The sequence below is a fragment of the Marinobacter sp. es.048 genome, from assembly GCF_900188435.1.
Classification (GTDB): Bacteria; Pseudomonadota; Gammaproteobacteria; order Pseudomonadales; family Oleiphilaceae; genus Marinobacter.
Genome location: NZ_FYFA01000002.1, coordinates 191,204 through 208,304 on the forward strand (window position 1 = coordinate 191,204; position 17,101 = coordinate 208,304).

Sequence of the window (17,101 nt, forward strand, 5' to 3'; positions counted from 1 at the left end):
GAAATCTAGTATCGTCTCATTGCCGTCCCCGGTCAATACTGGGGAATTGGCTGAAAGTTCAGTCCTGGCGCGTCCTTTGAGGCTATTGATTCTGCTGAGTGTTGCCTCCATCATTAGTGCGCATTGAATGTCGGCAGGCTCTGCGCGAGGACTGCAAGTCATAAACCCATCGTAGAAGAACGAGGAATCTATGAAGGTTCTGGTCGCTGTAAAACGAGTAATCGACTACAACGTAAAGGTGCGCGTCAAACCGGACAACACCGGTGTTGACCTCGCCAACGTCAAGATGGCAATGAACCCGTTCTGCGAAATCGCGGTTGAAGAAGCCGTTCGCCTGAAAGAGAAGGGTGTTGCCAGTGAAATCGTGGTGGTATCCATCGGCCCGAAAGCCTCCCAGGAGCAGATCCGTACTGCACTGGCGCTGGGTGCTGACCGTGGTATCCACGTCGAAACAGACGAGGAGGTTCAGTCTCTCGAAGCGGCCAAGCTGCTCAAGGCTGTTGTTGAGAAAGAAGAGCCGAAGCTGGTTATTCTTGGCAAGCAGTCCATCGATTCCGATAACAACCAGACTGGCCAGATGCTGGCCGCGCTGACCGGCATGGGTCAGGGCACTTTCGCTTCCGAAGTGGTTGTTGAGGGCGACAAGGTTAACGTAACCCGTGAGGTGGACGGTGGTCTGATGACCGTTGCCCTGAACCTGCCTGCGGTTGTTACTACCGACCTGCGTCTGAACGAGCCGCGCTACGCTTCTCTGCCCAACATCATGAAGGCCAAGAAGAAGCCGCTGGACAACATGAGCCCGGCCGATCTGGGTGTCGACATCGCTCCGCGCCTTTCCACCCTGAAGGTTGAAGCGCCTGCTTCCCGTCAGGCGGGTGTGAAAGTGGCCGACGTTGCCGAGCTGGTCGGTAAACTGAAGAACGAAGCGAAGGTGATCTAAATGAGCATCCTTGTAATTGCTGAACATGACAACAGCAGCCTGAAACAGGCTACCCTGAATGTTGTAGCGGCTGCCAAGGCCATCGGCGGAGACATCGACTTACTGGTTGCCGGTGAGAACTGTGGTGCCGTTGCTGAAGCAGCTGCCAAGGCCGAAGGCGTTAACAAGGTACTGGTTGCCGATAACGCTGCTTATGGTCACTTCCTCGGTGAAAACCTGGGCGAGCTGGTTGCCGAAGTGGGTAAGGGCTACACCCATATCCTGGCCGCCGCTGGCACCGTGGGCAAAGACTTCATGCCGCGAGTTGCTGCACTGCTGGACGTTGCCCAGGTTTCCGACATCATGCGTGTGGAGTCCGAAGACACCTTCGTTCGCCCGATCTACGCTGGTAACGCCATTGCCACTGTAAAATCCAGTGACAGCATCAAGGTGGTTACTGTTCGTCCGACCGCTTTCGACCCGGTTGCTGGTGAAGGTGGCTCAGCTGCTGTTGAACAGCTGGACGTTGCAAAAGACGCCGGCCTGTCGCAGTTCGTAAACGAAGAGCTGGCCAAGTCTGACCGTCCTGATCTGGCAAGCGCCGGTATTGTTGTTTCCGGTGGTCGCGGCATGCAGAACGGCGACAACTTCAAGATGCTGGAGCAGGTAGCCGATCTGATGGGTGCTGCTGTTGGTGCATCCCGTGCTGCTGTTGACGCTGGTTTCGTACCGAACGACATGCAGGTTGGCCAGACCGGTAAAATTGTTGCTCCGCAGCTGTACGTCGCTGTGGGTATTTCAGGTGCCATCCAGCACCTGGCCGGTATGTCTGACTCCAAGGTGATCGTTGCGATCAACAAGGATGAAGAGGCGCCGATCTTCCAGGTTGCCGATTACGGCCTGGTAGCGGACCTGTTTGAAGCGGTTCCGCAGCTTGAAGAAGAGCTGAAGAAAGTTCTGTAACTTTCTGCCTGGCTTGAGAAAAGGCACCTTCGGGTGCCTTTTCTTTTGGGTGAAACCAGAATACCTGCCATGATATCTGACCCCGACGGTTGAACCGGATACACGAACCATGACCACAGTGCCGTTTGATGCCTTAGCCTGCCCTCTGGACGGCTGCACGTTAGTGCCAGGCGAAAAGACCTGGCGGTGCGAGAATGGACACAGTTTTGATGTTGCCCGGCAGGGCTACGTGCATCTGTTACCCGTTCAAAAGAAACGCACCTTGGATCCCGGTGACAGTAAGGAAATGGTTGCGGCAAGGCAACGATTTCTGAATGCGGGGTTCTACATAAAGATCGCCGACTTAGTTAGCGATCAGGTACTGCAGTGGCTCCCGAGCGAGGGGACTGGATCGATTCTGGACGCAGGCTCCGGCGAAGGTTATTACCTTCGACACCTCGCGAGCTTGGCTGGCGCCAGAGATGTTTCCATGATCGGCGTCGACATCTCCAAGTGGGCGGTTCTGGCCGCGGCCAAACGGGACAAACAGACCCGATGGGTGGTTGGCAGCAATGCAAACCTGCCAATACTGCCGGAATCCCTGGATCTCGTGCTTTGCCTGTTCGGTTTTCCGGTTTACAGCGAATTCGCCCGGGTGCTCAAGCTTGGCGGGAAGGTGATACAGGTGGATGCCGGTGCAGACCATCTTCGGGAATTGCGCGAAATCATTTACCCAGAACTGAAACCGCCCGCAGACACCGAGAGTACTGATCCCGGGGGTTTCCGGACGCTGGAATCAACCGTGGTACGGTTCCCGCTGAGCCTTCCGGACCGGGAAAGCATTGCCGACCTTCTGGCCATGACTCCGCACCTTTATCGGGCCAGCTCAGAGGGCCTTGAGAAGGCAGCGGCACTCGAATCACTGGAGGTGACCGTCGAGGTGGTTCTGAAGTGTCTGGAAAAGTGCTAACCGCTGAAACTCATTGATCGTCGTCGGAACCCTGAGTTTTTTCGCGCTTGCGGGAAGCGAGCCGCTTTTCGGCCTTGCCGATGATCAGGGTATCGGCAAGGATGTGCAGTGCCTTGTTGGTGGTGCGTACAGTTCGATAGATTTGCTGACTGGTCTGGTCATGGGTAACTCGCGCTTTACGGGCAGACTGCCGGAATTCTTCGTCCTTCGAGAAAAGATCAATCAGGCCGAACGTAGTGTTGGAGATTGCCTTATGCAGCTTCTCCACCGCGCTGGCACCACCCGAGACCGAGTCCTCCAACAGTCTGGCGCGATTCCGGACCTCAAGAAGATCCATTCTGCTTTTCTGGATGGCGCTGTGCGCCGCCACCCGATGGGAATTGAGAATCCGGGCTTCCCGGCGGCAGAGCAGCAGCTGCCAGTAGGCGATGCAGAATCCGCCCAAGGCCAGTAGCAGCAACAATACGATTGCGGCCAGATTCATGAGAGGGCCCTCCAGTCACTCATTGCGATCACCGATACTCAATCTGCATATCAACGTCGATTTCGCGCTCTTGCATCTCTTCCTCGAGCTCTTTCATCACTTCCTGATACACCATTTTGCGAACCATCACGGGCAGTTTGTCGGCAAGCACACGGGCTGAGCGTGATTCCCGCTTGGCCAGGGAAATCGGATCCAGTACCCGTAGCGTAATGACCAACTCGGGTTCCTGCTCGGAATCTGCGATATCGTCGTTCTCCATCATTCGCGCGATCACTTTACGCTGTTCAAGAACCTGCCAGCAGAGAAAACCGCTGAACAGGACAAGCAATATGCTCAGTACCATCAAAAAGGTGATCAATTCGAACCTCCGGAAATCGTTTCGTGCACTGCTTGGCAGTGTGCCCTATGTAGTGTGACAAACGATTGGCCGTGACGACGGATTCAAGAGTGCGGCCAGGAAAGTAGAACGAGCGCTCAAAACTGTTAACATTGGTTGCGGTTGTTCAATGAGCTGCGCAGAATCAACGGGTTAAGGCCAACTATTCATACCAACAGAGGATTGTTCATGGTTTGGTTCAAGGCGTTTGCAAGTGGTTTTCTCGCGACCCTGGTATTTCATCAGGGCCTGTTCGCATTGTTCTGGCTAGGCGGCATTGTGCCCGCAGCGCCCTTCAATCTGTCACCCGTGCCGCCGCTCGGTGTGCCGCAGGTGGTATCCCTGGCGTTCTTTGGTGGCCTGTGGGGTATGTTGCTGTGGCTGATTCTTGGCCGTCTGGCAGGGGTGAAGTTCTGGCTGGGGCATGTCATTGTAGGGGCAGTAGGTCCGACGGCTGTCGCCATGCTGGTGGTGTTCCCCCTGAAAGGCCTTGATGTCTCTGCCCAAACGTGGGTGGGCGGACTTCTTCTTAACGGATTCTGGGGCCTTGGTGTCGCCGTATTCATGCGTCTGATGGGCGAGAAAGCGGTTGCCGGGCTCCGCTGAGTTATCAATCGACTATTTATCAATTCTTGTTATAACGACTGTTTACTAAGGAAGAGCAATGACCAAATCTACAGAAACAGCCCATGATCTGGTGGTGTTCGGTGCGACCAGTTTCGTTGGCCAGATTCTTACTCGTTACTTGCTCGAAACCTACGGAGTGGGTCAATCGGTGAAGTGGGCGATTGCCGGTCGCTCCGAGAGCAAGCTCAATACCCTTAAGGGCGAACTTGGCGACAACGCCAAGGATCTGCCGGTGATTCTGGCTGACGCGTCCGATGAAGCCGCCCTGAAAGCCATGTGCGACCAAACCCGCGTGATTATTTCCACCGTCGGCCCTTATGCCTTGTACGGTGAGCCGCTGGTGAAGGCGTGCGTGCGCAGCGGCACGGATTACTGCGATCTGACGGGCGAAGTGCAATGGATCCGCAAGATGGTGGAGCGCTACGAGGAGGAAGCTAAAGCCTCCGGTGCACGCATTGTTCACTGCTGCGGCTTCGACTCGATTCCCTCCGATATGGGCGTGTGGTTCCTGCAGAACCAGGCAGAGCAGACCTTCGGTGCGCCATGCCGGGATGTCCGCATGCGGGTGAAAACCGCCAAGGGCGAGTTCTCAGGCGGCACGGTTGCCTCCCTGATGAATGCGGTAAAGGAAGCGGCGGCCGATCCAAAACTGCGAAAACAAATGGCCAATCCGTTCTCGATCTGCCCGCCGGAGCATCGCTCCAAAACCCGTCAGCCCAGCCTGAAGGGCGCCGAGTTCGACAAGACCTTCAACGCTTGGCTAGCTCCTTTTGTAATGGCAGCGATCAACACCCGAGTGGTGCATCGTTCCAACGCCCTGCAGAACGCTCGCTATGGCAAGGAGTTCACTTACGATGAAGCCATGATGACGGGTCGGGGTACCAAGGGCCGACTGGCAGCTTATGGAGTCACCGGTGGCCTGGGGGCATTCTTGATGGCCTCGGCGATCAAACCGACCCGCTGGCTGGTTGAGAAGTTCGTACCCAAGCCGGGCGAAGGCCCAAGCCCAGAAGCCCAGAAAGCCGGCTTTTATGACCTTCGGTTTGTTGGTCGCACAGAAGATGGCAAAACCATCATCACCAAGGTGACCGGCGATCAGGACCCGGGCTACGGTTCCACCGGCAAGATGTTGGGCGAGGCGGGTATGTGCCTGGCGTTCGATATTCCCGCGGATCAGCCCGGCGGGTTCTGGACACCATCCTCATTGTTGGACGGCAAGCTGATGGACCGTCTCACCAGCAAGGCAGGGCTCAGCTTCGAGGTTCTCGAAACCCGCTAACCGCTCAGATAGATCACACGGTCGGTGCCCGGCAGGGCATCCGACCCGTGTGCCAGGCTAACCACGGTTTTTCCTTCCAGAATTGCTTCCATCCGTTTTGAAATCCGCGCCCGGGTTTCCGCATCCAGGCCGGTGAACGGCTCATCCAGTATCACCAGCGGGGCTGGGTTCAGTAACACCCGCGCCAGGGCCACACGCCGGGCCTCGCCGCCAGAGAGTCGGCTACCAGCACTGCCCAGCCAGGTATCGAGCTGATCCGGTTCTGTGGCAAAGCGCTCACCCAACTCCACCTGTTCCAGAATGCTCCAGAGCTCCGTGTCCGAGGCCTCAGGCCAGCCCAATAACAGGTTGGCTCTGAGGGTGTCCTCGAACAAAACGGTTTTCTGGGTGAGGTAGACGCAATCCTTTCGCGCCAGGCTCCCCTGGCCATGAGGTAAAAGGCCAGCGAGCACATCCGCCAGAGAAGACTTGCCGCTGCCGGAATAACCGAGAATACCAATGCGTTCGCCTTCGTCGACTTCCAGATTGAAGCGCGTGAACAATGGCGCGTAACCCTTATGTTTTACAGCGATATTTTCTGCCAGAAGAGCGGTTCTCGGTGGTAATTCTGAAGCGATAGCGGCAGCAGAATGTTCGTCTTCGCGACAGTCCCGATTCAATCGCACAGCCGAAGCCACGGTTGCTCCAAGCTTGCCAAAGACATCCGGCAGCATGGCATAGACCTCGGCCAGACCGAGCAGAGCAATGGGCAGTAACACAAGTACCGGGCCGGAAACCGAACCCGACTGAAACAGGGAAAAACCGGCCCAGAGCGCCAGAACCGCAGAAAGATTGACGAAAAGATGGGAGCCGGCTAGATGCCAGCCTATACGCGTGTCCGCTTTCGCCTGCTCCGAGGTCACCTGATGGGCCTGTCGCATAAGCCAGGCGGCATGTTTACCGGTGCGCCCGGCGGCGGTCAGCTCCGGGAAACCTTCAATATGTTCGATCACCGCGGTTCGAAGCGCTTCCTGCCGGTCGCTTTGCCGCGCGGCCAGGCGCCAGGTTCTCAGGTAAATCCCGACGGTGGCGATCATCAGAGCAATGACCAGGAACAGCCCGACCAGCAGGGCGGTACCGAAATCAAAGAGAACCGCAGCCAGAACCACCACCAGAAGTGTTACCAGGCCCGCAAGCGCAGTGGGCGCGATTAAACGCAGGTAGAGGGTGTCCAGGGCATCCACGTCACTGGTTAGCCGGGACAGCCACTGTGCGCCGCTCAGCTCCCCACGACGAACGCGACTGGCTCGGGACAAGCGCTGGAACAGAGTCACGCGAATATCTGTGAGCAATCTCAGAACGGTATCGTGATTGTAGACCCGCTCCAGGTACCGGAACACGGTGCGGGCAACGGCGAAAAAGCGGATGGCGCCGCCGGGCACATACAGATTGATGGTGGCCGCCACACCGGCAGCCAGAAGCAGCCCCACCAGCGCCGTTTCGGTAATGAACCAACCCGAAACCGCCAACAGGCCAATGCCGGATAGCAAGGTGGCGAGAATCAGGAAACCGCCTACAACCAGACGGCCCGGGCGCCTGAAAATCAGATCCAGCCACGGCTTCAGGTCACGCATCCCGCACCTCCCCGCCAGATACCAGCAGCACACGGTTCGCCAGGGTGAGCAAGGCCTGGTGGTGGGTCGAGAAGATCAGGGTTTTGCCGGCCACCGCCAGTTTGTGCAGGGCTTCTAGTACAAACACCTCACTGTCGCTGTCGAGGCCCGCGGTGGGCTCGTCCAGAAGGATCAGGTCGTAATCCGCGAGAAAAATCCGGGCCAGGCTCAGCCGCCGGGCCTGGCCGCCGGAGAGTCCCTGGCCTTCCTCAGATACCGGGCTATAGATTCCCTGTTGGCGGCTGTCCAGCAGCGAACCGAGACCGACATTGCGCAGGGCAGTTTCAATGGCAACATCAGAGGCATCCGGAGTAGTCAGCCTGAGATTATCGGCCCAGGTGCCCTGAACCAGGAAGCCTTTCTGCCCCAGCCAGCCAAACCGGAAACTGCCCGGTGTTTCGCCAAACAGATGAATCTCACCGCTATCTGGCGCCATAAACCCGGCTAGCAGGTGCAGCAATGTGGATTTGCCACCGCCGGACGGACCTGTGAGAGCAATCACTTCTCCCTTACGAATGGTCAGGAACAAGTCGTGTAACACAACCTGATCCGACCGGAAGGTTTTCGTGACCGAATTCAACTCGATTCGATCTTCTGCACCCTCTACGGATGCCATTTCGATGGTGCTCTCGAGGTTCACCGTGGTTTCCAGTCGCTCAAGAATCTCGTTACCAGCGCCCATGGCGGCGGCACGATCGTGGTAATGCTGGGAGAGCGTCCGCAACGGCTGGAAAAACTCCGGCGCGAGCAGAAGAATCAGCAACCCGGAAAACAGGGTCAGATCCTCGGAAGGGCCGTAGGTGATGTACCCCAGCAAACCAAACCCGATGTAGATGGCAATAACGGCAATGGCTACCGAGGCAAAGAACTCCAGAACCGCCGAGGACAGAAAAGCCACCCGTAGCGTTTTCATGGTGATGCGCCGGTAGTAATCCGAGCGTTTACGAATGAGCTCGGCTGCCCCGGCGGTCTGGCCAAACAACTGAAGGGTTGTCAGGCCACGCACCTTGTCGAGGAATTGCCCTGATAGACGGCTGATGGTTTCAAAGTGCTGCTGGTTCAGTTTCTCCGCGCCCATGCCCACAAGCGCCATGAACAAGGGAATCAGCGGGGCGGACAGCAGCAGGAAGATGGCGGCCAGCCAGTCCAACCAGAACACAAGGGCGAGAATCAGCAGCGGCACAATCATGGACAGGGTCATTTGCGGCAGAAACCGCGCAAAGTAACCGTGCAGGGCTTCCACGTGGTCAATCCATTCCCGGGCAAGAGTGCCTGCCGAGGATTGGCCCAGTTCGATCGGGCCAGTGGCCTGCCAGTGCTTGTGGAGCTGACGACGGGCATCACGCCGAACCTGTTCGCTACAGCGTGCGGCAAACCGGGCCTGAAAGCCTTGGCCCAAGGCACGAACAACCAGCGCCAGAATCAGGCCGAGAAAAAGGGGAGTGAGGTCTGCAACGGGAACCTCGTCAATCACGCCCAGGTGAATGATCCGGGCCAACAACACCATCTGAATGATGGTGGCAATGCCGGCAACAGTGCCGGCGGCCACGGTACTGCGGATCCAAAGGCGGCTACCACGAGCCAGATGGGCAAGCCATTGCTTGACGGCTTTCTGATCCGTGGCGGAGGTATTCTCTCCGCCACGACTCGCCCGTGGCTCCGACACTTAGTGGTAACCCTCGCCGGCGCGGACCTTGCCCCGGAAGACCCAGTAGGTCCACGCAGTGTAGGCCAGCACGATCGGGATCACGAACAGCAGCCCCAACAGCAGGAACAGCTGGGATTCATAGGCGGAGGCGGCCTCCCAGAGCGTGTATTCCGGCGGCACCACATACGGCCAACGGCTGACCACCAGGCCGAAGTAGGTGGTGATGAACAGCCCCATGGTGGCCACGAACGGCATGCCGTCCCGGCGATCACGAACCGAACGATAGATCTGGATAGCGCACAGCAATGTCAGAACCGGCAGAACCCAGATAATGGTCAGGTTGGAGAACCAGCGCTCACGAACCATGTCATCCACAAAGGGCGTCCAGACGCCAATGATGCCGAAGACCACAAGAACAGCGAGAAGTAGCGGCAGGGTGATCTTGTAGGCCCACTGCTGCAGATAACCCTCGGTTTTCATGATCAGCCAGGTGGAACCCAGCAGGGCGTAGCCGGCCAGCATGCCCAGGCCCGTCAGCACCGTGAACGGCGTGAGCCAGTCCAACGCGCCGCCGACGTAGACTCCGTTGGCGGTTTCAAATCCCTGGATGTACGCACCAACTACGGCACCCTGGGCGAAGGAGGCGACGGTAGAACCGCCGGCAAAGGCCCAATTCCAAAGATACCGGGAAGTCCGGGCCTTGAACCGGAACTCGAACGCCACGCCCCGGAAAATCAGCCCGGCCAGCAGCAGGAACACACCAATATAGAGTGCGGGCAGGAAGATGGAATACACCATCGGGAAGGCCGCCAGAAGGCCGGCGCCACCGAGCACCAGCCAGGTTTCGTTACCGTCCCACACCGGGGCCACCGAGTTCATCATGGTGTCCCGGCTTTCCTCGTTCGGGGCGAAGGGGAAAAGAATCCCCACGCCCAGGTCGAATCCGTCCATCAGCACATACATGATGATGCCGAAGCCGATAATGAAGGCCCAGATAAGGGGCAGATCGAAAAGTTCCATAGTCAGTGACCTCCCTCGTTAACTGGCTTGGCGTTTCCTACAGTATCTGTTGAACCCTGCTCAATCTCGAAGGACACATGGGCAGCAGAGAACGGACGTTTCGGTCTATCGGCTTCGTGCTCGTCCTCATCCTGGTCTTCAAGACCTACATACAACACCCGCATCAGGTAATACACGCCGGCTGAGAACACCAGAGCGTACACCACGACATAACCGATGAGTGTGAACAGCGCCATACCACCGGTGAGTGACGGGGTCAGGGCTTCGGCCTGAGTCATCTGGCCATAGACCAGCCAGGGCGCCCGGCCCACCTCGGTTACAAACCAGCCAGTCAGCACCGCGAAGAAGGGGGCAATGCTCATGAAGCGCATGCCCTGCAAGAACCAGCTGGTGCGCCAGTACCGACCGCCGGCACGCAGAACCAGGCCGGTAACTGCAAAGGCAATCATCAGCAGGCCAATGCCGACCATGATCCGGAAGGACCAGAACACGATCGCCACCGGTGGCTGTTCTTCCACAGGAACGGCGCTCACGCCCGGCACCTCACCATCCCATTCGTGGGTGAGAATGAAACTGGCCAGGCTGGGAATACCAATTTCGAAAAGGTTTCGCTGGTTCTCCTGGTCGGGAATGGCAAACAGCAGCAACGGCACATTGCGGGACGTTTCCCAGTTACCTTCCATTGCGGCCACTTTGGTGGGCTGATGCTCCAGAGTGTTCAGGCCGTGGAAATCACCCAGTACCGCCTGGGCGGGGGCAATGAACAGCAACAGCCACAGGCACATGGACAAGGCTTTTTTGTTGGCCTCAACCTCGCGACCGCGCAACAGGTACCAGGCACTAACGCCCGCCACCACGAAACCGCCGGTCAGGAAGGAGGCCAGTGCCATATGAGCGAAGCGATAGGAGAAGGAGGGGTTGAAGATCGCCTCGCTCCAGGAAGTCACATAGAACACCCCATCACGGAGCTCTGTGCCGGCCGGAGTCTGCATCCAGCTGTTGGCCGACAGAATCCAGAACGAGGAAATGAAGGTGCCCGTAGCAACCATGATGGCGGCAAACAGGTGAACACCTGCAGGCACCTTGTCGCGACCGAACAGGAGCACGCCGAGGAATGCCGCTTCAAGGAAGAAAGCCGTCACCACCTCATAACTCAGAACAGGGCCAAGGAAGTTGGCAGAGGCCTGGGCGAAGTTACTCCAGTTGGTTCCGAACTGGAACGACATCACGATGCCAGACACCACCCCCATGCCGAACACCACCGCGAATACTTTGGTCCAGAAGGCAGAGAGCTTCACCCACAACGGATTCTCGGTTTTGAAGGCCAGGCCTTCGAGTACCGCGATGTAGGAAGCAAGGCCGATGGTAAACACCGGAAAAATGGCGTGAAATGACACCACAAACGCGAATTGGATTCGCGATAAGATGAGAGGATCAAGTTCCATGGGAACCCTCCGGTAACGTTCACATCATAACAAACGGGCCCAGCGAACCCGTTCAGCCGCTGCCTTAGCTCTGTTTGTTATACTGTTATTACCGGCAGATGGTTACTATGCTACTAAACACGGTAGCAGATACGATAGGGCCGATTGTCGCACCCTTGATTTGTAACAATTATGGTGATGCCGATGAGCTTTTACGAAGACAGAATACTGCCCCACATAATAGACCGCGCATGCTCAATGGGCCAGGTTATGAAGCTTCGTAGCCAGGTAGTACCCCACGCCAAAGGGGTGGTTCTGGAAGTGGGTATGGGCTCCGCCATCAACATGGAATTCTACAATTCCGATCACGTCGACATGGTGTATGGCCTCGAGCCCTCAGAAAGCATGCGTCGAAAGGCTCAGATCAACTTGGCAAGATCCCCCATAAAGGTAGAGTGGCTGGACCTGCCGGGTGAGAAAATCCCGCTGGAAGATCACTCCGTGGATACCGTACTGTTGACCTTCACCCTGTGCACCATCCCCGACTGGCAAACAGCCCTCCAACAAATGTGGCGGGTACTCAAGCCGGGCGGCGAACTCCTGTTCCTGGAACACGGCGAATCTCCTCATGACGGCACCCGCAAGTGGCAACACCGCATCACCCCCGGCTGGAAAAAGTTGGCCGGCGGCTGTCACCTGAACCGCCACATCGCCGACCTGATCCGACACGCCGGCTTCGAAATCCGGGAGCTGGAAAACCTCTACATCCCAAAGGCACCGAAAATCGCGGGATACATTTACAAGGGCAGGGCAACCAAGCCCGCAGAGGCCAGCCCAGCCGCTTGAGGGCGAGGGAAGAATCCGAATTGCGTTACCCAACGCAGACTTATACAATTCTGCCCGTCAAAACCTCCCCCGAATGCTCCGGTGGTGAAATTGGTAGACACAAGAGACTTAAAATCTCTCGACCGTTAGGTCGTGCCGGTTCGATTCCGGCCCGGAGCACCACCTCGACCCATGATCCGTTTGCTTCTTGCCGCTTTCCTCTGCATCTTGTCAGTTTAGAGCGATAAAGTGCGCGGTGATCGGCGTCTTAACTCCCGGCGTAAGCATTAACTCAATGTTTTCCGCACAAGGAGACAGAACGCCATGGCCGAAGTTGAAGCTATCGGTAAGCAAATCGCAGATTATGTGAAAGATCCCATCGAGAAAGCCAAACGGCTGATCGTGACGCCAGTGGGGCAGGCCAGAATGATTGTCTGTACGCCATCACCCGGCCAGGGTGCCTCGCCGGCGATTGAAGCGGCAAACAGTCTGCTTTCGGAAGATGATCAAATAGCGCTGGTCGAAGATGTCAGTGAGCTGACAGATCCGGCGCAGGTGGTTTCCATCATAAATGATGGCGGTATCGAGACTGAGAAGGGGTTCCATATGGCTTTCAGTCTTTCTGACGAGACCATTGCAAAGCAGGTCGAGAAAGAACTCGACCTGAAGGTTTTCACTGAGCAATAGTTCCGCCTTTCAGATAGGCGGCCAGAAGGCCGCCGTCATTATTTCTTCGACATCGCTTCCAGCATTTTGTTAACCGCTTCCAGGTGCTCTGGCTCGTTGTGGCACATGCCCTGGAAGTTGGCGCACACATCCAGAAAATCCTTCAGCTCCATTCCCGGCGCCATCTTCATCAAGCGTTTGGTGAGGCGGGTGGCTTTCGGTGGCTGGCCGGCTATGCGGCTGGCCATGGCATTGGCTGCGGTTAACAGTTCGTCCGCTGGCACGACTTCCAGAACAATGCCGAGTTCTTTTGCTTCGGTTGCATCGATTACACGGCCGGTGAGCGTGAGCTCGAACGCGCGTTGGTAGCCGATAAGGCGTTGCATAAACCAGGCGCCGCCGTCGCCGGGGATAATGCCGAGGTTGAGGAAGGTTTCGCCGAACTTGGCGCTTTCCGAGGCAATGCGGATATCCGCCATGTTGGCCAGATCGAAGCCGGCGCCGATGGCCGGGCCGTTGACCGCAGCGATGATGGGCACCTCGACGTTCTGGAGGGCCAGGGGAATGCGCTGGATGCCTTTGCGGTAGCGGTCGGCGCATTCGGCCACGTCACCGGCGAAATCGCCACTGCGGTTGGCCATATCCCGGATATTTCCGCCAGCGCTGAACGCAGAGCCCGCCCCGGTGATCACCAGTACTGAAACATCGTCGCACTGGTTCACCCATTCTGCCGTGGCCACGATGTCGTCGATCAGGTTTGAGCCTGTCAGCGCATTGCGGAGGTCGTGGCGATTCAGGGTGAGGGTGGCTACACGGTTTCCCAGGGTAAGCAGTGCATCGGTGAGCTTAGGTGCAGTGGACATTGTTGCGGTTCCTTGTTTTTGATCAGCGCGTATCTTCGCGCGCGGGAACCGGGTTAATCAACTACCAGCCGTGCCTTTCGGTAACGGTTTACCTCCGTCCAGCCGTGCACCGCCAGGGCAGAGAACACGATAACACCACCCACCAGACTGAGCTTTGGTGGCACTTCGCCGAGAAACAGCCACACGAGGAAGGACCCTAGCACAGTCTCCAGAAGCAGCATCAGGCTGACTTCTGCCGCAGGAATGTAGCGGGGGCCAATCTGGATCAGAATGCAGGCGGTTGGCAGGAATACCAGGCAGAGCAGGGCGATAAAGAAGAAGTCCCGGCCTGATGGCATCTGGGCTCCTCCAAGCAGGGCGGCCACGACAGCCAGTGCCAGAGCACCGAACATGAGCATCACGCTCATATCGCTGTCGGGTTTGGATCGGGCTACATTGAGGTTAGAGGCCAGGGCTGTAGCTGCAACCACGGCCATTAGAAGGCCCAGCGGGTCGCCCTTGCCAAATTCGCCCACCGCCATGAGGGTCGCGCCAGTAACGCACACCAGGATAACTGACCAGGTTCGCAAGGGAAGGGTTTCTTTCCAAACCGCCCAGGCAATGACGGCGGCGATAACAGGGGCGGTGTTGAGGATTACCAGTACATTGCCTGCGGCCGTGTTCTTCATGCCCACCACGAATCCGAGGGTGCTGATGGCAAAGGCACCGGCGCAGAACAGCCCTTTAGGGCCGCATTTCCGGATTTCCGGCACCAGCCGGGAACGGTATCTGGCCCAGCTGATCACAAAGAAACTGATGGCCAGCAATAAGCCCCGCCAAAACAGGAACACCAGCGGGTCCACGGAGGTGATTTTCACAAGCAGCGCATCCGGGACGATAAAAAGCACGCCGAGGGCGGCGATCGTCAGTCCTTTGATTCGGTTTGTCTGCAATCTGGGTTCGCCTGTTTCGGTGCGGTCCGTCTGGTTTACGGGTTGTCCTGCTCCGGCAATGGCTGAATGCTGTTGATGTCGCCGGTGGGTGTTGCTGGTTCGTCTTTGATAATTATGAAGATTGCTCCGCCGATTACTGCGATAGCGAAGATGGCTTTGAGGATTATCGATTTCGACATGCGTTCCTCCTCTCTGCGTTTTGGCCTATACCAACAGACTATGGGCGGCAGATGACTATAACAACCTCAAGACCCGAAAACTGAGCATCCTACAAAAGTCGCTTCGACAGTATAGACGCAGTCAGCAATACTCTGGGTATGTTTCCAGGTTGCCCGGTGCAGCAACGATTAAAATGGAGTGTCCTCATGACCGAACAAACAGCAGAACTGGTGCACAAGTACAGCGAAAATAGCATTACCACGCTCACGCTCAACCAGCCTGAGAAGAAAAACAGCCTTTCCATGGCCATGCTCGAGGCCTTGTCTGAAGAGCTCGACATCATTGCCTCGGATACGGAGACCCGGGTTGTGGTTCTGGCGGCCCATGGCAACGTGTTCTGCGCTGGCCATGATCTGCGGGAAGTCCGGGAACAGTTCGATAGCCACGAATTCCAGCTGGCGTTGTTTAACCAGTGCAGCAAGGTGATGCAGCAGATCGTGAATCTGCCCAGGCCGGTGATTGCGCGGGTGGCCGGCGTTGCCACTGCTGCGGGCTGTCAGCTGGTGGCCAGCTGCGACCTGGCAGTAGCAGCGGATACCGCGCGCTTTGCCACCCCGGGCGTGAATATCGGGCTGTTCTGTTCCACGCCGATGGTGGCGCTGTCGCGGAATGTCTCACGCAAGCACGCCATGGAGATGCTGCTGACCGGCGAGTTGATTGGCGCTGTGAAGGCCGAACGAATCGGACTCGTCAATCAGGTCGTTGATGAGCAGCATCTGGACGAAATGGTTTACAAGCTGGCCCGCACTATTGCCGAAAAGTCCGGCCACACCCTGAAAATCGGCAAGGAAGCCTTCTACCGGCAACTAGAAATGCCTCTGGCAGATGCCTACGAGTACACCTCCGAAGTGATGGCCGACAACATGATGGCCAACGATGCCCAGGAGGGTATCTGCGCGTTTCTGGAGAAGCGCAAGCCGGAGTGGAAAGACAGCTAGAATAGCTTGCGAGCATCAGCCCGGCCTATCGCGCCGGGCAATTTTCCTTTCCCAGGTACAGATGGTCGCCCGGCCTGATTCCATACTCCCGATAAAAGCCGGCGTTCATCTCCACCGCCTGAATAAAGGGCACACCGGCCGGGTAGGTGGGGCAACCGGAGCCGCTGGCCGAGGGGCAGGGCACCATCTTGCGAATGCTGCCAATCTTGCCATCCTCGCTCAGGTAGGCGATGTCGAGGGGAATCAGGGTCTTGTACATCCAGAACCCGTGGCTGGCTGATCTCGGCTCGCGGTATTTAAACAGCATCCCGGCATCGGCTGCCATGGACGTACGGCCCATCAGTCCTTTCTGGCGTTGCTCGGAAGTGCTGGCAATCTCGAGTTTTACTGGCACCACGCCCGACGCAGACACAAAGCAGGCCTCGACAACCGGCAGGCCGTCCTGCGGCGCTGCAATGCCTGAGGAGCAGCCGTAGAGCATTGAGCTGGCTGCAAGGAGGGCCCAGACTCCCGCCCCCCGAACCAGGCCTGATGCGAAGGTCACGAGCGCAACCGGTAGCCGGTCTTGAAAATCCACCAGATGCCGACCATGCAGGCCGTGAGGAACACGAGGGTCATCCCCACACTGATGGCAATATGAACGTCAGACACGCCGTAAAACGCCCAACGGAAACCGCTGATCAGGTAAACCACCGGATTGAACAGGCTCACCGTCTGCCAGACCTCTGGCAGCATGTCGATTGAATAGAAGGTACCGCCAAGGAAAACCAGCGGTGTGACAATCATCATCGGCACGATCTGGAGTTTTTCGAATCCATCGGCCCAGATGCCAATGATGAAACCGAACAGGCTGAAGGTCACCGAGGTAAGCACCAGGAAGGAGAGCATCCAGAAGGGGTGCAGTACGTCGTAGTCTACAAAGAACTTGGCAGTCGCCAGGATGATAAGCCCCAGAATGATGGACTTGGTGGCAGCGGCACCGACATAGCCGAGCACTACTTCCACATAGGAGACCGGGGCAGAGAGCACTTCATAGATGGTGCCCGAGAACTTGGGCATGTAGATCCCGAAGGAAGCGTTGGAAATGCTCTGCATCAGCAGCGACAGCATCACCAGGCCGGGGATGATGTAAGCGCCGTAGGCGATGTTGTCGATATCGCCCATCCGCGAGCCGATGGCTGAGCCGAACACCACGAAATACAGGCAGGTGGAGATAACCGGCGAGAGCACACTTTGCATCACAGTGCGCTTCATGCGGGCCATTTCAAAATTGTAGATTGCGCGGATACCGTACAGGTTCATGCATTTCTCCAGAAT

The 17,101-nt window shown here is 57.3% G+C and carries 19 protein-coding genes and 1 tRNA gene; 9 read left to right on the plus strand and 11 right to left on the minus strand.

Annotated features, from left to right (window positions below; translation table 11 throughout):
* The first annotated feature begins 190 nt into the window (after positions 1–190).
* From CFT65_RS11915 to CFT65_RS11925, 3 genes are all read left to right on the plus strand, one after another.
* On the plus strand, positions 191–940 hold the full coding sequence (locus tag CFT65_RS11915) for an electron transfer flavoprotein subunit beta/FixA family protein (RefSeq protein WP_088828365.1): 750 nt from the start codon (positions 191–193) through the stop codon (positions 938–940).
* The gene (locus CFT65_RS11920; protein WP_088828366.1) at positions 941–1,882 is read left to right on the plus strand and encodes an electron transfer flavoprotein subunit alpha/FixB family protein; all 942 of its coding nucleotides are present in this window, start codon (positions 941–943) and stop codon (positions 1,880–1,882) included.
* A gap of 109 nt (positions 1,883–1,991) precedes the next feature.
* Positions 1,992–2,831 (plus strand): putative RNA methyltransferase, encoded by an 840-nt coding sequence (locus CFT65_RS11925; RefSeq protein ID WP_088828367.1) that lies wholly within the window; start codon positions 1,992–1,994, stop codon positions 2,829–2,831.
* A gap of 10 nt (positions 2,832–2,841) precedes the next feature.
* Here CFT65_RS11925 and CFT65_RS11930 read toward each other — a convergent pair whose 3' ends face one another.
* Both CFT65_RS11930 and CFT65_RS11935 read right to left on the minus strand, forming a co-directional pair.
* Positions 2,842–3,315, minus strand: coding sequence for a hypothetical protein (locus CFT65_RS11930; protein WP_172408490.1), 474 nt, complete (start codon positions 3,313–3,315; stop codon positions 2,842–2,844).
* 28 nt (positions 3,316–3,343) lie between these two features.
* The gene (locus CFT65_RS11935; protein WP_088828368.1) at positions 3,344–3,673 is read right to left on the minus strand and encodes a hypothetical protein; all 330 of its coding nucleotides are present in this window, start codon (positions 3,671–3,673) and stop codon (positions 3,344–3,346) included.
* A gap of 207 nt (positions 3,674–3,880) precedes the next feature.
* Here CFT65_RS11935 and CFT65_RS11940 point away from each other — a divergent pair, with 207 nt between their 5' ends.
* Entirely contained in the window at positions 3,881–4,297 is a 417-nt protein-coding gene (locus CFT65_RS11940; RefSeq protein ID WP_014577128.1) for a hypothetical protein, read from the plus strand.
* 58 nt (positions 4,298–4,355) lie between these two features.
* Complete coding sequence (locus CFT65_RS11945; RefSeq protein ID WP_088828369.1) at positions 4,356–5,597, plus strand: saccharopine dehydrogenase family protein; 1,242 nt, start codon at positions 4,356–4,358, stop codon at positions 5,595–5,597.
* On the opposite strand, the gene cydC is transcribed toward CFT65_RS11945, so the two are convergent.
* The 4 genes from cydC to CFT65_RS11965 are packed head-to-tail and all read right to left on the minus strand — an operon-like array spanning position 5,594 to position 11,362.
* Positions 5,594–7,210: a thiol reductant ABC exporter subunit CydC gene (gene cydC, locus CFT65_RS11950; RefSeq protein WP_088828370.1), complete on the minus strand. Its 1,617-nt coding sequence runs from the start codon at positions 7,208–7,210 to the stop codon at positions 5,594–5,596. The two genes, CFT65_RS11945 and cydC, sit on opposite strands and share 4 nt — an antisense overlap.
* Positions 7,203–8,915, minus strand: a complete 1,713-nt coding sequence (cydD, locus tag CFT65_RS11955) for a thiol reductant ABC exporter subunit CydD (protein WP_088828371.1) — start codon at positions 8,913–8,915, stop codon at positions 7,203–7,205. Before cydD ends, cydC begins: the two co-directional genes overlap by 8 nt.
* On the minus strand, positions 8,916–9,917 hold the full coding sequence (gene cydB, locus CFT65_RS11960; protein WP_088828372.1) for a cytochrome d ubiquinol oxidase subunit II: 1,002 nt from the start codon (positions 9,915–9,917) through the stop codon (positions 8,916–8,918).
* Positions 9,918–9,919: 2 nt separating this feature from the next.
* Positions 9,920–11,362 carry a cytochrome ubiquinol oxidase subunit I gene (locus CFT65_RS11965; RefSeq protein ID WP_088828373.1) on the minus strand — a complete coding sequence of 481 codons (1,443 nt, stop codon included), beginning with the start codon at positions 11,360–11,362 and terminating at the stop codon, positions 9,920–9,922.
* Between the two features lie 183 nt (positions 11,363–11,545).
* On the opposite strand from CFT65_RS11965, the gene CFT65_RS11970 reads away from it, so the two are divergent.
* From CFT65_RS11970 to CFT65_RS11980, 3 genes are all read left to right on the plus strand, one after another.
* Positions 11,546–12,187 (plus strand): class I SAM-dependent methyltransferase, encoded by a 642-nt coding sequence (locus CFT65_RS11970; RefSeq protein WP_088828374.1) that lies wholly within the window; start codon positions 11,546–11,548, stop codon positions 12,185–12,187.
* Positions 12,188–12,262: 75 nt separating this feature from the next.
* Positions 12,263–12,349: transfer RNA gene (locus tag CFT65_RS11975), tRNA-Leu, on the plus strand.
* Positions 12,350–12,490: 141 nt separating this feature from the next.
* Positions 12,491–12,853 (plus strand): hypothetical protein, encoded by a 363-nt coding sequence (locus CFT65_RS11980; protein WP_088828375.1) that lies wholly within the window; start codon positions 12,491–12,493, stop codon positions 12,851–12,853.
* Positions 12,854–12,891: 38 nt separating this feature from the next.
* On the opposite strand, the gene CFT65_RS11985 is transcribed toward CFT65_RS11980, so the two are convergent.
* From CFT65_RS11985 to CFT65_RS19050, 3 genes are read right to left on the minus strand one after another with little or no spacing between them, the layout of a single operon-like run.
* A complete protein-coding gene (locus CFT65_RS11985; protein WP_088828376.1) occupies positions 12,892–13,695 on the minus strand; it encodes an enoyl-CoA hydratase-related protein in 804 nt (267 codons plus the stop codon).
* A gap of 53 nt (positions 13,696–13,748) precedes the next feature.
* Positions 13,749–14,627: a DMT family transporter gene (locus CFT65_RS11990; RefSeq protein ID WP_088828377.1), complete on the minus strand. Its 879-nt coding sequence runs from the start codon at positions 14,625–14,627 to the stop codon at positions 13,749–13,751.
* Positions 14,628–14,662: 35 nt separating this feature from the next.
* Positions 14,663–14,806 (minus strand): hypothetical protein, encoded by a 144-nt coding sequence (locus tag CFT65_RS19050; protein ID WP_162841257.1) that lies wholly within the window; start codon positions 14,804–14,806, stop codon positions 14,663–14,665.
* A gap of 186 nt (positions 14,807–14,992) precedes the next feature.
* On the opposite strand from CFT65_RS19050, the gene CFT65_RS11995 reads away from it, so the two are divergent.
* Positions 14,993–15,784 carry an enoyl-CoA hydratase gene (locus tag CFT65_RS11995; protein WP_088828378.1) on the plus strand — a complete coding sequence of 264 codons (792 nt, stop codon included), beginning with the start codon at positions 14,993–14,995 and terminating at the stop codon, positions 15,782–15,784.
* A gap of 25 nt (positions 15,785–15,809) precedes the next feature.
* Here the strand turns inward: CFT65_RS11995 and CFT65_RS12000 are convergent, their stop codons facing one another.
* The gene (locus tag CFT65_RS12000; RefSeq protein ID WP_228705845.1) at positions 15,810–16,328 is read right to left on the minus strand and encodes a DUF192 domain-containing protein; all 519 of its coding nucleotides are present in this window, start codon (positions 16,326–16,328) and stop codon (positions 15,810–15,812) included.
* Positions 16,325–17,086, minus strand: coding sequence for an ABC transporter permease (locus CFT65_RS12005; RefSeq protein WP_008171593.1), 762 nt, complete (start codon positions 17,084–17,086; stop codon positions 16,325–16,327). The genes CFT65_RS12000 and CFT65_RS12005 overlap by 4 nt, the downstream gene beginning before the upstream one ends.
* Positions 17,087–17,101: the final 15 nt, after the last annotated feature.